Genomic DNA, 14,080 nt, shown 5'->3' with positions numbered 1-14,080 from the left:
GATGAAACTGAACAAACAAAACCTGCAGCGCCTCGCCCCCGAGGTCGCCCTGCCCGCCTACGCCCTGAGCGACACCCGCCAAGGCATCGCGCACATTGGCGTCGGCGGCTTCCACCGCGCCCACCAGGCGTATTACACCGACGCCTTGATGAACACCGGCGAAGGCCTGGACTGGGCGATTTGCGGCGTCGGCCTGCGCGCCGAGGACCGCCGCGCCCGGGACGACCTGAAGGAACAGGATTACCTGTTCACCCTGTTCGAGCTCGGCGACACCGACGACACCGAGGTCCGGGTGATCGGCGCGATCCGCGACATGCTGCTGGCCGAGGACGGCGCGCAAGCCTTGATCGACAAACTGGCGAGCCCCGAGATTCGCATCGTTTCGCTGACCATCACCGAGGGCGGTTATTGCATCGACGACAGCAACGGCGAATTCATGGCGCACCTGCCGCAGATCCAGCACGACCTGGCCCACCCGCAAGCGCCGAAAACCGTGTTCGGCTTCCTCTGCGCCGCCCTGGCCAAGCGCCGCGCGGTGGGCACACCGGCGTTCACTTTGATGTCCTGCGATAACCTGCCGCACAACGGCGCGGTAACCCGCAAGGCGTTGCTGGCGTTTGCCGCACTGCGCGACGCCGATCTGCACGACTGGATCGCCGACAACGTCAGTTTCCCCAACGCCATGGTCGACCGCATCACGCCCATGACCAGCACCGCGCATCGCCTGCAGCTGGCCGACAAACATGCGGTCGACGATGCCTGGCCGGTGGTCTGCGAACCGTTTGTGCAATGGGTGCTGGAAGACAAGTTCGTCAACGGCCGCCCCGCCTGGGAAAAGGTCGGCGTGCAGTTCACCGACGACGTCACGCCGTACGAAGAAATGAAGATCAAGTTGCTCAACGGCAGTCACCTGGCGCTGACGTACCTTGGGTTTCTGAAGGGTTACCGCTTCGTTCACGAGACCATGAACGACCCGCTGTTCGTACGCTACATGCGCGCCTACATGGACCTCGATGTGACGCCACAACTGTCGCCGGTGCCGGGGATCGACCTGAGCGATTACCAGGACACCCTGGTGGAACGCTTTTCCAATCAGGCGATTGCCGATCAGCTGGAGCGCGTGTGTTCGGACGGTTCATCGAAGTTTCCCAAGTTCACCGTGCCGACGATCAACCGCTTGATCGCTGATGGCCAGGAAACCAGGCGCGCGGCGCTGGTGGTGGCGGCGTGGGCGTTGTACTTGAAGGGCGTGGACGAGAACGGCGATACCTACTCGATTCCCGATCCGCGCGCGGCGTTTTGCCAGGCGCTGGTGGCCGATGACGCGTTGATCAGCCAACGGTTGCTGGGGGTGGAAGAGATTTTCGGGACAGCGATTCCGCGTTGCCCGGAGTTTGTCGCGGCGTTCGAGTGGTGCTGCAACAGTTTGCGTGAGGTGGGCGTGACGCGGACGCTGGAGCGCGTACTGGCCTAAGCTCGGAGCTGGGACGACTGCCGTCATCGCGAGCAAGCTTGCTCCTACAGGGTTGTGTCGAGCCACATTTCAACGATCGACACAAAACCTGTAGGAGCAAGCTTGCTCGCGATAGCTTCACCGAGATAGAACTGACACAAAACAAGGACCCACCATGCCAAACCAACAATTATTCCTCGGCATCGACTGCGGCACCCAAGGCACCAAAGCCATCGTCCTTGATGCGGTAAGCGGCAAGGTCCTCGGCCAGGGCGCCGCCGCACACACCTTGATCAGCGGCGCCAATGGCCGCCGCGAACAGGACACCTGTCAGTGGCTGGAAGCCTTTACCTCGGCCACGCGCCGGGCACTGATCGCGGCGAACGTCGATGGTCAGGACATCCTCGGCGTCGGCGTTTCCGGCCAGCAACATGGCCTGGTCCTGCTCGACGAACAGAACCGCGTGCTGCGCCCCGCCAAGCTCTGGTGCGACACCGAATCCACCCCGGAAAACGACCGCCTGCTGGCCCATCTGGGGGGTGAAAACGGTTCGCTGGAACGCCTCGGCGTGGTCATCGCGCCGGGCTACACCGTGTCCAAACTGCTCTGGACCAAAGAACAGCATCCGGAGATTTTTGCCCGGATCGCACGCATTCTGCTGCCCCACGACTACCTCAATTTCTGGCTCACCGGACGCAGCTGCAGCGAATACGGCGATGCCTCGGGCACCGGTTATTTCAACGTGCGCACCCGCCAGTGGGACTTGCAGCTGCTGCGCGACATCGACCCCACCGGGCGTTTGCAAGCCGCGCTGCCGGAGCTGATCGACGCCCACCAGGCCGTCGGCACGATCCTGCCCGCTATCGCCGAACAACTGGGCATCAACCCGCAGGCGCTGGTGTCCAGCGGTGGCGGCGACAACATGATGGGCGCCATCGGCACCGCCAACATCCAGCCCGGCGCGATCACCATGAGCCTCGGTTCTTCGGGCACGGTGTACGCCTACGACGATCAACCGAATGTCAGTCCGGACGCCTCGGTCGCCACGTTCTGTTCCTCCAGCGGTGGCTGGTTGCCGCTGATCTGCACCATGAACCTGACCAACGCCACCGGGGCGATTCGCGACCTGTTCAAACTGGATATCGAATCGTTCAACGAGCTCGTCGCGCAAGCGCCGATCGGGGCCGACGGCGTGTGCATGCTGCCGTTTCTCAACGGCGAACGCGTTCCCGCCCTGCCCCACGCCACCGGCAGCCTGCTCGGCTTGACCATGACCAACCTGACCCAGGCCAACCTGTGCCGCGCCGTGGTCGAAGGCACGACCTTCGGTTTGCGCTATGGACTGGACCTGCTGCGCCAGAATGGCTTACAAAGCCTGCGCATCTGCCTGATCGGCGGCGGCTCGAAAAGTCCGGTGTGGCGGCAGATCGTCGCCGACATCATGAACACCCCGGTGATCTGCACCGAGCAAAGCGAAGCCGCCGCCCTCGGCGCGGCGATTCAGGCGGCGTGGTGCAAGTCCTGGGCGAACGGGCACGAAGACAGCCTGGCCGACCTGTGCGAGCGCTGCGTGAAGCTCGACCTGGCCAGTGAAACCCTGCCGATCGCCGCCAACGTGGCGGCCTTTGAGCAGGCCTATGAACGCTATCAACAGCATGTCGCAACCCTTTAAAGAGTGAACAACTATGTACCTGGTGTGTGGCGAAGCGCTGTTCGATTTTTTCAGTGAAGAGGACGCCAGCGGCCTGGCTTCCAAAGTGAATTTCAAGGCGATCGCCGGCGGTTCGCCGTTCAACGTGGCGGTCGGTTTGCGTCGCCTGGGTGTGGACGCGGCGCTGTTCGCCGGGCTGTCGACCGACTACCTCGGTCGACGTTTGCAACAGGTCTTGCAGGATGAAGGCGTGCGCCCGGATTACTTGGTGGACTTCGCGGCACCGACCACCCTGGCGATGGTCGCCGTCGGCGCCAACGGTTCGCCGCAGTACAGCTTTCGCGGCGAAGGTTGCGCGGATCGGCAGTTGAAACCTGAGCATCTGCCGGAACTGGGCCCTGAGGTGCGCGGCTTGCACATCGGTTCGTTCTCGCTGGTGGTGCAGCCGATTGCCGACACCTTGCTGGCCCTGGTGCGGCGCGAAAGCGGCACACGATTGATCAGCCTCGATCCGAACGTGCGGCTCAATCCCGAACCGAACATCGAGCTGTGGCGTTCGCGGGTGGCTGAATTGGTGACCCATGCGGATTTGATCAAGGTCAGCGACGAGGACCTGAGCCTGTTGTACCCCGAGCAGGATCCGCAGCGGGTCATCGAAGGCTGGCTGCAGCATCGCTGCCAGGTGGTGTTCCTGACCCGTGGCGGCGAAGGCGCGACGGTGTTCAGCCGCCAGCATGGATCGTGGTCCGTGCCGGCCTGTACGGTGAAGATTGCCGACACTGTCGGGGCGGGCGATACCTTCCAGGCAGCGCTGATTACCTGGTTGACCGAGCAGCAACTGGACTCGGTCGAGGGTGTGCAAGCGCTGGCGCGCGAGCAGATCGATGGCATGTTGCGGTTTGCGGTGCAGGCGGCGGCGCTGACGTGTAGCAAGACCGGGCCGGATTTGCCGTATCGGCAGCAGTTGGATTTGCGCTAAGGCTGAGGCCCTATCGCGAGCGGGCTCGCTCCTACAATTGATCTTCGGTGAACACATCGTGGGGGTTCGGCATAGATCCAATGTAGGAGCGAGCCTGCTCGCGAAGGCGTCAGACCAGACGCTACAAAACCGAAAAGTTGTAACTCACGATCAACCGAGTCTCATCCACATCCCGCGCAAATTTCTCGTAATTGGTCCGATACGTCGCATTGCGCAACCGCACGCTCACATCCTTGAACGTCCCGCTCTGCACCACGTACTTGAGCTCGCTGTCGCGCTCCCACTCCTTCCCTTCCTGATCGCTGCCCAGCACCTTGATGTGATCACCGTTCACGTAACGGGTCAGGAAACTCAGGCCGTTGATCCCGATCGCCTTGAAGTCATAGTCATAACGCAACTGCCAGGAACGCTCCTGTGCGGCGGCGAAGTCGTTGACCTGCACGTAGTTCACCAGGTACGGATTGGTGCCATCGAGATACGGCATCGAATTGTCGCCGTTCATGCGCTGCCATCCGGCACTGAAGGTGTGGCCGCTGATCGCGTAGGCCAGCATGCCGCTGAGCGCGCGGTTGTCGATGGAGCCGGCACGTTCGGCACCGCTGTCGGCACTCTTCAGCACGCGCAAATCGGCCTTGAGCACGCCCTCACCCAGCGGCTGACTGGCCAGCAAACCCACGAAATGCTGGCGGTAGATGTCTTCCAACTCGGCGTAGTGATACTGCGCGGTCAGGCGCTCGTTGATCTTGTAGTCAAAGCCGTACATGTCGAAGTGATCGGCTGTGACATTGCAGGCGTAACGCTTGTTCTTGCAGTGCACGCGAATGTCCTGGGCGTCGGTCGAATCCCGGGCGGTGTACTTGTCCAGGCGCGCGGCCATGAACGTCAGGTCCTTCACTTCTTTGGACGTCAGCAGCGCGCCGTTGAACATGGTCGGCAGCAAACGCCCGTCGTTGTACTTCAGCAGCGGCACGTCCGGCAGCAGCGCGCCGTACTTCAACACGCTCTCGGACACTCGTACTTTGGCGGTCAACCCGAGCTTGGCATATTGATCCTTCGAACCCCGCGGGTCCTGGCCCGAGGACGGCAGCAAACCGCTGTTGCTGCTGTCGGCGCTGGAATCGAGCTTGAGCCCAAGCATGCCCAACGCATCGATGCCGAAGCCGACGGTGCCTTCGGTGTAACCCGATTGCAGGTTGAGAATAAAGCCCTGCGCCGACTCCTCGCGCTTGGACGCGCCCTGCTCGGTGGACGTGTGCCCATCACGGAAATCACGGTTGAAATACACCGTGCGCGATTCGATCTTCGCCGTGGTGTCATCGAGAAAACCGCTCGCCTGAACCTGCGCGGTAAAACCCGCGCACAGGGCTAAAGCGCCGAAGCCGAGTGACTGGCGCGCGGTGATGAGTTGAAAAGGGGGACGCATGAAAAAGCTCCAACAGTGCAGCGTTTGCGCAAGGCGCAATAAGCCAGGAAATAGCTTCGCCCTGGACCAGGAACTGGCCAGGAGGAAGTGGACACACGGGGTGATGGGCAATGATGGCAGAGGGCTTTTACGGACCACAGACGACTTTAGTCTGAAAATGACTGCCTGTTCTCACGCGCTTCGGTGGACCGAACTGTACCGACCCATGCGTACATCGGATCAACCGCCCGTATTCACTGGCCGAAACCGCGCCATTAAGGGATTCCCCGATACCTGCCCCCCTCTGCGCCTACGGCATTTGCGCCTTGAACGAGGCCGTTTAATCCTGCACCATCCGCACCTGCTTATCCAAAGGACGGAATTCAAAGCATGCTGGACGCAAACGCAACCCATATTTCCCTGACGCTGGAAGGCGTTTCCGTTGACCTTCAAGTCCTCAGTTTCGTCGGTCGCGAAGCCCTCAACCAGCCGTTCTGTTTTGACATCGAACTGGTCAGCGCCCGCCCCGACCTGAAGCTCGAAGAGTTGCTGCACAAGCGTGGCAGCCTGACCTTCGGCGCCACCGGTCAAGGCCTGATCCACGGTTTGGTCTATCGCATCGAGCAAGGCGATTCCGGTAAAAGCCTGACCCGCTACAGCATCAGCCTGGTGCCGCAACTCGCCTACCTGCGCCACAACCACGACCAGCAGATTTTCCAGCACTTGAGCGTGCCGAAGATCATCGCCCAGGTCCTCGAAGCCCGTGGCATCCTGGCCGACGCCTACAGCTTCCAGCTCAGCGCAATCTACCCGGAGCGCGTCTACTGCGTGCAGTACGACGAATCCGACCTGCATTTCATCCAGCGTCTGTGCGAAGAAGAAGGCATTCACTTCCACTTCCAGCACTCGTCCAGCGGTCACAAACTGGTGTTCGGCGACGATCAGACGGTGTTCCGCAAACTCGCCCCCGTGGCCTACCAGCAAGACTCTGGCATGGCCGCCGAGAAACCGGTGATCAAGCGCTTCGACCTGCGCCTGGAAACCCGCACCACCCGCGTCAGCCGCCGCGACTACGACTTCGAAAAGCCGCGCATCCTGCCGGAAGGCGCCGCGTCCAGCGCATTCGCACCGGCTCTGGAAGATTACGACTACCCCGGCCGTTTCACCGACCGCGCCCGAGGCAAGCAACTGGCCACCCGCGCGCTCGAACGCCACCGCAGCGATTACCGGCTCGCCGAAGGCAAAGGTGATCAGCCAACCCTGGTCAGCGGCCACTTCATGGCCCTGAGCGAACACCCGCGCGCCGAATGGAACGACCTCTGGCTGCTGCTGGAAGTGGTCCACGAAGGCAAACAACCGCAAGTGCTCGGCGAAAACGTCACCAGCGATGTCACCCAGAACAAAGACGATTTCCACCAGGGCTACCGCAACCGTTTCCTCGCCACGCCGTGGGAAGCGCACTACCGCCCTGCCCTCGAACATCCGAAACCGCAAATCCTCGGCAGCCAGACCGCCATCGTCACCGGCCCGCCCGGCGAAGAAATCCACTGCGACGAGTACGGCCGCGTCAAAGTGCAATTCCACTGGGACCGTGAAGGCCAGGCCAACGACAACACCAGCTGCTGGCTGCGCGTCGCCACCGGCTGGGCCGGCAGTGCCTACGGCGGCATCGCCATCCCCCGCGTCGGCATGGAAGTGCTCGTCACCTTCCTCGAGGGCGACCCCGACCAGCCGCTGGTCACCGGCTGCCTGTACCACAAGGAAAACGTCGTCCCCTACGACCTGCCGGCCAACAAGACCCGCAGCACCTTCAAGACCCTCAGCTCACCGGGCGGCAAGGGCTACAACGAATTTCGCATCGAAGACAAAAAAGGCGCGGAACAGATCTACCTGCACGCCCAGCGCGATTGGGACGAAAACATCGAGCACGACCAGAAAATCCGCATCGGCAACGAGCGGCATGACACGGTCGAAGCCAAGGTGTTCAGTGAGTTCAAGGTAGAGGAACACCGAATTACCCATCTGGATCGCAAGACTGAAACGCGGGCTGATGATCACCTCACTGTCGGCGTGACCCGGCACGTCAAAGTCGGCACGGCGCAGTTTGTTGAGGCCGGTGAGGAGATTCATTACCACGCGGGTAACAAGGTGGTGATTGAAGGCGGGATGGAACTGACGGCGAAGGCTGGGGGGAGTTTCGTCAAGGTCGATGCGGGTGGGGTGACGATTAGTGGGGCTGAGGTGAAAGCCAACTCGGGGGGGGCGCCGGGGGTGGGGACAGGAGCACAAGCATTAATTCCATCCATTCCAGTAGCAGCCGCAATCGCCAGTGCAGGCCAACTTCTGGAGCGAAAAACAGTTTCGGAAAAAACAGAACACGACCTGGATTTTCTGATTACCGATCAGAACACCGGCTTACCGTTGAGAAATTTTCCTTACGTTATCAAAACATCTTCAGGAAAAAGTCTGGCCGGACGCACCAACGAAGAAGGACGGACAGCAAAAATCAAAAGCACGGAGGCTGAAATGGCCGTCATTGAGGTTTATGACGACATTCCTCCCATTAATCCGAATTGGGACGCCTGAGATGCCTAAGCACAAACCTTTGACCACGAGTCAAAAAGCGTTGACGCCGGTAGCTGATAAAAAGCCAGCCGTAGTGATGGTAGATGACAGCTTACGATTGAAAGAAATCAGAAAACTCGTTGAAGCCAACAACAAGTCCACGATTGATACCAACACAGTCATTTGTCAGATTTACATGGAGTCGCGTTTCGATGCTAACGCCGGAAAAGGGCACAATGCTCGCGGACTGATGCAAATGCAGATGCAGGCAGTACAACAGGTCTACAAATATCGAAAAAAGAAAGAGCTTGGCCGCATGCCAACTGATGACCAAACCAAAGCAGCATTTGCTGATGGAAAGGTATTCCATGCCAGCGCCGACATCTTCAACGAAGCCAAAAACATTCAACTTGGCACTGAATACATGCAGTACTGGATCGACATATCCAGTTCGATAGAAGAGGCTTATAAAAAATATCGTGGCCTATCCAACGGGATTTACTACAACAAAATAAGCGCTTGCGCAAAGAAACTCGCAGCCAACCCCGACTCAATGCAAGTACTAAGGGATACATTAAAGTGAACAAGGCATTGTTCTGTTTAATCATAGTTTTGTTCGGAACTTCTGCTTATGCGGTGCAACCGAGAAAATCGATTCTCAGTTGCCCCTTGGCTGATGGAACAAAGATATCGTTACTGGCTGAACCCACCGCTGAGGGCCAGCGCTTACTTCTCGAGCTTGATCATAAAATTGAGACAGCGTTCAGCGACATGCCTGACTCTGATTTCTTGGGAGAAGTAGCTTTAGCTAAGTGCGCCCAATCCAGCTTGGTATTCGCTATAAATTATGGCTCACCCTATTTAAAGGGCGCTGTCATACGTAAAAACCCAGCCACTTATAAAATCGAGAGAATAAATTTCGCCGAAAAGTCGCTGCCCAGCTACTTGTATTTGGGGCGAACGCGCATGCGACTACTCATTCCAAATATCGGGAATGAGGTTTCCACAAAATTTGTGGTTTATGACTATCTCTCGGAAAAAGGCCAACCTGACGAAGCGACTGGCGTTGATGCTGTCCCAAGTAAACGTGGGTTCAAGTTCATACAACTAAAATGAGTTTTTCTCAATCGAGGCAGGCACAGCCGGATAAACGAGAAAGCACATGAACACATTGGAAAAACTGGAACAACAAGCACCTGCCCTTGCCTTCGAATTGCCGGATGGAAAGCCTGTCGTCAGGCTGGGGCTGATCCTCACGCTTTATTTCAAACGCGGGTACACAAGCGACACCAAAGAAAATGTTTTGGCGTGTTTTCGTCGATTTTACGAGGAGTATCAGACTCAGCTCAAATGCCTGGTGTATGGCCGCCATCAAAAACTGACCTTCGCTAATTTTGAAAAAGCTCAACAAACCATTTCAAAAAGCGGTGGCAATGACGAATTCAGTTTGTTTTTAGGCAGTGCTCCCGATGAGGCAGAAGCGGACGAATACTCCCTATCCGCGATGAACTCGTTTGAGATCCATGGCGATAAACTGCGCTCCTACATCAAACTTGTGATGCCTTGGAGCATTCTCAAAGAGCCTGACGGCCGTTCACGGTTCCAGGATTGGGCAGTTTACTTGTGCAATCAAGTCAAAGCAGAGCATGGTTACGGCGGCTTATCGAGCATTTTGCCTTATGACTACCATGGCTATATCCCGACCGAGTATCAACTGGCTCAGCAATATTCGGGGCTGGAAGTTGACTCCATGCCTCACGCCTCGTCCATTGAATTGCTTGATACAGTCAAAGGTGTCAATTGGCTCACCGTCATAGGCGAAGATTTTGTCGGTCTTCTCGGCGGAGAATCGTCACTTCGCCACGCTTTCAGTGGACGAGGCGATGTTGAAATTATCCCGTACAACAATGGACTTATCATCCGTGCGGGTGAATACCCGGAACTCGGAAAGCTAGAAGATGGACTGCCCTCCTCTTACGTCGCTGTAAACAATATAGTCAAACAGATTCGTATTCCTAACCCCGACCAGCTGCATCCATATTCACCCTACGGTGATGGTTTCGAAGAGGACAGCACGGCTCGTTGGTACGCGCGTTTTGATCAGGAAGATAACCCGTCAAAAACTCCAGCACGACTTGAAGCCGGTCAGCCATGCAGCGTGGCGGGTTACTGGTTCAGCCCTGCTCATGCCGACTCTCGACGCTACTTCAATCAAGGAGAGATCCTGCCGAGCTTCAGTGGTTCGAGTTGGGGCGACACACTTTGGTATTGGTCAGGTGCAGAGTAGACAAACCTGCGACTTTCGCTTAGCGGCCGCATCATGACCCTGACCGAACACGCGCAGAAGTGGAGATTGGATTTCACTCCTAAAGAACCCTACCTCAAGCTGACGCCGCTCGCCGATCAACCGCCTTTACGCATTGGCAAAAACGAATTGAGCAAAGGTAATTTTTGGCTATTTCAGGATATTTTTGTCTGGCATTGGTTTTACAGTAAATATAAAGATCAATTTGACGAGTGTGCACCTGAACGTAATGTCTTTCGTACCAGTAAGAGTGGCTGCATTCAGTACTGCCTGCGACGTCAAAGATCAGAGTTAAGAGTGCAAATGTCAGAGGGTGACTTATACGATGAAAGTGACCGTATGAAATTCATCGATTCCATCGCAAATCAGTATCATCTATTGATGGGCACTCGAGAAGCGTATATGGAAGGAGAAATACGCACGATTTCCACTTGGAATAATGCACAATGAAACCCCTGTGGCTCATCATCTTCTGTCTTCTCCTTACAGCATGTAATGACAGCGAATCGAATATGACCAATATCACAACACCCGTAGAAATAGTGTTCAACTCTCCAATAAAAAACCTACTAGACACCAGCGATAACGAATTCTCCCCACAATGCATGAAGGACCTCGAACTGTGCTGGTACAAAATAGAAAAGTCTGCAAATGATAAAAACCTGCCTAATGCAGTGGTAAAAAACGGATCCAGCTCACTTAATCTAAAACAAATCACTAACATCACAATTTTTGTTGATGAAAGGGTCGGAAATCAGATAGAAAACCTGAACATTACACTTCGCGGGCTCCCTGACAACAGCACTCACGAGCAACAAAAGACGTTTACCTACCAAATAATCGAAGATATTAAAACGTCTGGTTGGAAGCATTACTATTTTGTAGAAGACCCCCGAATTTCGGGATCGCAAGCCAACAAGATAAAATCCCCAGACAATGTTGTGGGCCACTCTGTATCTAGCCACCCTTGGTTAGACCCTCACTACCCCCTTGATATCGACCACTGGCTAAAAATCAGCCCGTTCTACTACTGGAATTTTTATAACAACGGGGCATATTTGAGTTTAAAAGCGTGGCGCCGCGACTCAAATGACAACCCTACAAAGACTGGTACTTATTTAATCAGCCTGGAATTCAAGTCAGAGCGAGAATTCTGGAAAGATGGAATTACAGACAAGACGGACAGGCTCAATTGGAAAGAGCTATTGCCAGCCAGAATTGAAAGTTTTCATGCGACAAGATTAAAAATTGAGGAAAAGGCCCGCGCTGCCGGGATTGAAATCGACGAGTCTTATCAGGATCCGCCGATTCATGCGCTTGAATAGACGATGACACTGGCAACCACTGAGGCATTCCAAGCCTGCCCACGAAAGGCAGGCTCACGTTGCAAGCTACGGAATCAGGCCGGCGCTTTCCATCTCAGCATCCGTTGTTGAGCAACCTTCAACAAGTCGCATCCATCTTGGGCCAGCAGGTAAAGCGCATGGGTGATGTTCGGGATGTCCTGGATGTCACCGTCTTTGAAAGATTGAAGGTGGAGCGTTTCCAGTAACTCGCTGGAGGCGCGGATGCGCTGGAGAGCGGCTTCGAGGATGTCTTGGGGGTTGGCTTCGGTGTCGATGACCAGAGGGTTTGAGTCGGTGACGCTGGTTTTGATTGAACGGTAGCGTTCCGGGAATGGATTTAGCGTTGGCATAGTAATTACTCGGACATTCGTTGGTAATCGCCAGCACCGTGACCAAACGATGGGAGGCGGCTGTGTGCAGGCTTGGTCAACCGATAATGCCCAAATCGGCTCGCCCTTAGGCGTCCCGCACACAGCCGCCATTTCAACGCAATACGAGGACGTAGAAGTCCGTAGTGCGATTGAGGGCACATGTGGGGCGGTATCAGGTGACCAAACCTGCTCGCTGATTTTGCAGCGAGCCCAAACACTAATCGCTGCAACCCAGCCCGCGAAAGTCGACAAAGCATCCCTCCCTGTAGGAAGAAGCCGAAGCTTTCCCGGATTATTCCCCCAGCGAAACGCCTGACAGAATCGCCTCTCACGACAGGCGGCATTCAGCCGGGTTAACCATCGCTTAACCCTGCGGTCCAAGACTTTACTGGACCGCACGCCCTCAGGTTCCTCTGACGCCCAGTGCGGCAGGCTCGACGCCTTTACGTCGAGCTGACTTCCGTCGCACTGGAGATCGCTCATGAACATCCGCACTTTGCTGGTTACCGCCGCCCTCGCCTGCACCGGGTTTGCCGGTCTCGCCCAGGCCAACGACACGACGCCTTCACAGGCTGTCCCTTATGAGTACGGCATGCCGCTGCATGTGGCCAAGGTCGTTGCGCTCACCGAACCTTCGACCCTGGACTGCAAAGTCATTACTGCTGACATGAAGTACATCGATACCTCGGGCAAACCCGCCGAGATCACGTATCGCAAAATGTCGGATGCGTGCAGTTATCAGAATTGATGACGCGATACTGTAGGAGCGAGCTTGCTCGCGAGAAACGTTCGGACAATGCGTTGATTCAGAAAGCACGCGTTATCGTTTACGTCCATCGCGAGCAAGCTCGCTCCTACAGGAGAGGGATTAAAGCGCCTGGCGGTCGGGGTGCAGTGTCTGGAGTTCTGCCCGATGCTGGATCTCGGTGCGCAGTTCGGCGATCAGGTCGTTGATTTCCCGGCAGCCGTTGAGTGTGCTGGCATCGATGCCGGTGACCAGTAGATCCACTTGATCGGTTTGACCGTCAGCATAGACCTTGATGGTCATCGACAGGTCGGGTGAGAGCGTGCATTGACAACGTTTCGGTAGAAAACTGCTTTCGATGATGTTGCGAAGTTCCAAGGCAGAAAGAAACATGGCGACCCTCTCCTTATTGTGAGATTGCCAAATCAGCGATCAATGCCGACTCTGAATTTTTCTGGTCAGCTTCAGGACCAGCTACAGCATAAAACATGCCCCGGATTTCGCCCTGCAGCTCATCGGCAATTCAAGGGTTTAGTGTGTCTTCAAGTAAATGGGCCCATGCAATTTGCAAGAATGGCCTGCCGTAGCCCTGCAATTTGCATTCACCCAGCGTCGGGTTTGCATTCGGCTTGCTCGCCAGCAAGAATGCCGACAGACACGAATTCGGTATCCGCTGAACTCACCCCGCAAGGAGGCAACATGGGCTCAATCACCCTCAACACCACCGTCGGACTGCTCATCGCCGGGCTGTCGACCCTCGCCCACGCCGCGAAACTTGAAGACGTCGCGCCCTTCCCCAAGGCCGAGAGCGGGTTTACTCGCCAGGTCATCCACCTCGCCCCGCAAACATCGGAAGACAGCTTCCAGGTTGAAATCCTCGCCGGCAAAACCCTGGCCGTGGACTGCAATCGCCAGCGGCTGGGAGGCATCCTCGAGGAAAAGAACCTTGAAGGCTGGGGCTACCCGTTCTACCGCCTGGAGAAAGTGATCGGGCCGATGAGCACGTTGATGGCCTGCCCCGATGGCAAAAGCAGGCAGGACTTTGTTCCGGTGGTCGGTGACGGTTTCATGCTACGTTACAACAGCAAGCTGCCGATCGTGCTTTATGTGCCCAAGGATGTGGAAGTCCGGTATCGGATCTGGTCGGCGTCGAGCAAGGTTGAGAAAGCCGTTCAGGAATAGGCCAGATACAAAACCTGTGGGAGCGAGCCTGCTCGCGATGGCGGTGTGTCAGACGGCATCTCTGTTAACTGACACGCCGCT

General features: G+C 56.6%; 14 protein-coding genes. 11 read left to right on the top strand and 3 right to left on the bottom strand.

Annotation, left to right across the window (positions count from 1 at the left end):
- Window position 1 precedes the first annotated feature (1 nt).
- The 3 genes from ACF6ZU_RS26075 to ACF6ZU_RS26065 all read left to right on the top strand — a co-directional run bounded on the left by ACF6ZU_RS26075 (window position 2) and on the right by ACF6ZU_RS26065 (window position 4,083).
- Window positions 2-1,474, top strand: a complete 1,473-nt coding sequence (locus ACF6ZU_RS26075) for a mannitol dehydrogenase family protein (RefSeq protein ID WP_392888327.1) — start codon at window positions 2-4, stop codon at window positions 1,472-1,474.
- 154 nt (window positions 1,475-1,628) lie between these two features.
- The gene (gene xylB / locus ACF6ZU_RS26070) at window positions 1,629-3,125 is read left to right on the top strand and encodes a xylulokinase (protein WP_392888325.1); all 1,497 of its coding nucleotides are present in this window, start codon (window positions 1,629-1,631) and stop codon (window positions 3,123-3,125) included.
- A 13-nt stretch (window positions 3,126-3,138) separates the two neighbouring features.
- Window positions 3,139-4,083: a carbohydrate kinase gene (locus ACF6ZU_RS26065; protein ID WP_392888323.1), complete on the top strand. Its 945-nt coding sequence runs from the start codon at window positions 3,139-3,141 to the stop codon at window positions 4,081-4,083.
- A gap of 121 nt (window positions 4,084-4,204) precedes the next feature.
- On the opposite strand, the gene ACF6ZU_RS26060 is transcribed toward ACF6ZU_RS26065, so the two are convergent.
- Window positions 4,205-5,506: an OprD family porin gene (locus tag ACF6ZU_RS26060; protein ID WP_392888322.1), complete on the bottom strand. Its 1,302-nt coding sequence runs from the start codon at window positions 5,504-5,506 to the stop codon at window positions 4,205-4,207.
- A gap of 369 nt (window positions 5,507-5,875) precedes the next feature.
- On the opposite strand from ACF6ZU_RS26060, the gene tssI reads away from it, so the two are divergent.
- Genes tssI through ACF6ZU_RS26030 form a run of 6 tightly spaced genes read left to right on the top strand, consistent with a single transcriptional unit; the run spans window position 5,876 to window position 11,680 of the window.
- Window positions 5,876-8,071, top strand: a complete 2,196-nt coding sequence (tssI, locus tag ACF6ZU_RS26055) for a type VI secretion system tip protein TssI/VgrG (RefSeq protein ID WP_392888321.1) — start codon at window positions 5,876-5,878, stop codon at window positions 8,069-8,071.
- Window position 8,072: 1 nt separating this feature from the next.
- Window positions 8,073-8,633: a transglycosylase SLT domain-containing protein gene (locus tag ACF6ZU_RS26050; protein ID WP_392888319.1), complete on the top strand. Its 561-nt coding sequence runs from the start codon at window positions 8,073-8,075 to the stop codon at window positions 8,631-8,633.
- Window positions 8,630-9,166, top strand: coding sequence for a hypothetical protein (locus tag ACF6ZU_RS26045; RefSeq protein WP_392888317.1), 537 nt, complete (start codon window positions 8,630-8,632; stop codon window positions 9,164-9,166). Before ACF6ZU_RS26050 ends, ACF6ZU_RS26045 begins: the two co-directional genes overlap by 4 nt.
- A 46-nt stretch (window positions 9,167-9,212) precedes the next feature.
- On the top strand, window positions 9,213-10,337 hold the full coding sequence (locus ACF6ZU_RS26040) for a type VI immunity family protein (RefSeq protein WP_392888315.1): 1,125 nt from the start codon (window positions 9,213-9,215) through the stop codon (window positions 10,335-10,337).
- Between the two features lie 33 nt (window positions 10,338-10,370).
- Entirely contained in the window at window positions 10,371-10,805 is a 435-nt protein-coding gene (locus ACF6ZU_RS26035) for a DUF2515 family protein (RefSeq protein ID WP_392888313.1), read from the top strand.
- The gene (locus tag ACF6ZU_RS26030; protein WP_392888311.1) at window positions 10,802-11,680 is read left to right on the top strand and encodes a hypothetical protein; all 879 of its coding nucleotides are present in this window, start codon (window positions 10,802-10,804) and stop codon (window positions 11,678-11,680) included. The genes ACF6ZU_RS26035 and ACF6ZU_RS26030 overlap by 4 nt, the downstream gene beginning before the upstream one ends.
- A gap of 74 nt (window positions 11,681-11,754) precedes the next feature.
- On the opposite strand, the gene ACF6ZU_RS26025 is transcribed toward ACF6ZU_RS26030, so the two are convergent.
- Complete coding sequence (locus ACF6ZU_RS26025) at window positions 11,755-12,051, bottom strand: hypothetical protein (protein ID WP_392888310.1); 297 nt, start codon at window positions 12,049-12,051, stop codon at window positions 11,755-11,757.
- Between the two features lie 502 nt (window positions 12,052-12,553).
- Between ACF6ZU_RS26025 and ACF6ZU_RS26020 the strand changes: the two genes are divergently transcribed.
- Window positions 12,554-12,820, top strand: coding sequence for a DUF2790 domain-containing protein (locus ACF6ZU_RS26020; protein ID WP_392888308.1), 267 nt, complete (start codon window positions 12,554-12,556; stop codon window positions 12,818-12,820).
- Between the two features lie 120 nt (window positions 12,821-12,940).
- On the opposite strand, the gene ACF6ZU_RS26015 is transcribed toward ACF6ZU_RS26020, so the two are convergent.
- Window positions 12,941-13,210, bottom strand: a complete 270-nt coding sequence (locus ACF6ZU_RS26015; protein ID WP_392888307.1) for a DUF1652 domain-containing protein — start codon at window positions 13,208-13,210, stop codon at window positions 12,941-12,943.
- A 306-nt stretch (window positions 13,211-13,516) separates the two neighbouring features.
- Here ACF6ZU_RS26015 and eco point away from each other — a divergent pair, with 306 nt between their 5' ends.
- Window positions 13,517-13,999: a serine protease inhibitor ecotin gene (eco, locus tag ACF6ZU_RS26010; RefSeq protein WP_392888305.1), complete on the top strand. Its 483-nt coding sequence runs from the start codon at window positions 13,517-13,519 to the stop codon at window positions 13,997-13,999.
- Window positions 14,000-14,080 lie beyond the last annotated feature (81 nt).

Origin of the sequence: Pseudomonas migulae (assembly GCF_043225285.1) — a bacterium.
Lineage (GTDB): Bacteria > Pseudomonadota > Gammaproteobacteria > Pseudomonadales > Pseudomonadaceae > Aquipseudomonas > Aquipseudomonas migulae_C.
The sequence above is the reverse complement of the archived record's forward strand: the minus strand, read 5'-3'. Positions and strand labels throughout refer to the sequence as shown.

Excerpts from the sequence above, each read along its gene's own strand:
- ACF6ZU_RS26025 (WP_392888310.1), bottom strand. The coding sequence starts at position 12,051 with ATGCCAACGCTAAATCCATTCCCGGAACGCTACCGTTCAATCAAAACC.
- ACF6ZU_RS26030 (WP_392888311.1), top strand. The coding sequence starts at position 10,802 with ATGAAACCCCTGTGGCTCATCATCTTCTGTCTTCTCCTTACAGCATGT.
- ACF6ZU_RS26075 (WP_392888327.1), top strand. The coding sequence starts at position 2 with ATGAAACTGAACAAACAAAACCTGCAGCGCCTCGCCCCCGAGGTCGCC.
- ACF6ZU_RS26020 (WP_392888308.1), top strand. The coding sequence starts at position 12,554 with ATGAACATCCGCACTTTGCTGGTTACCGCCGCCCTCGCCTGCACCGGG.
- ACF6ZU_RS26040 (WP_392888315.1), top strand. The coding sequence starts at position 9,213 with ATGAACACATTGGAAAAACTGGAACAACAAGCACCTGCCCTTGCCTTC.
- tssI (WP_392888321.1), top strand. The coding sequence starts at position 5,876 with ATGCTGGACGCAAACGCAACCCATATTTCCCTGACGCTGGAAGGCGTT.
- eco (WP_392888305.1), top strand. The coding sequence starts at position 13,517 with ATGGGCTCAATCACCCTCAACACCACCGTCGGACTGCTCATCGCCGGG.
- ACF6ZU_RS26035 (WP_392888313.1), top strand. The coding sequence starts at position 10,371 with ATGACCCTGACCGAACACGCGCAGAAGTGGAGATTGGATTTCACTCCT.
- ACF6ZU_RS26065 (WP_392888323.1), top strand. The coding sequence starts at position 3,139 with ATGTACCTGGTGTGTGGCGAAGCGCTGTTCGATTTTTTCAGTGAAGAG.
- ACF6ZU_RS26060 (WP_392888322.1), bottom strand. The coding sequence starts at position 5,506 with ATGCGTCCCCCTTTTCAACTCATCACCGCGCGCCAGTCACTCGGCTTC.
- xylB (WP_392888325.1), top strand. The coding sequence starts at position 1,629 with ATGCCAAACCAACAATTATTCCTCGGCATCGACTGCGGCACCCAAGGC.
- ACF6ZU_RS26015 (WP_392888307.1), bottom strand. The coding sequence starts at position 13,210 with ATGTTTCTTTCTGCCTTGGAACTTCGCAACATCATCGAAAGCAGTTTT.
- ACF6ZU_RS26050 (WP_392888319.1), top strand. The coding sequence starts at position 8,073 with ATGCCTAAGCACAAACCTTTGACCACGAGTCAAAAAGCGTTGACGCCG.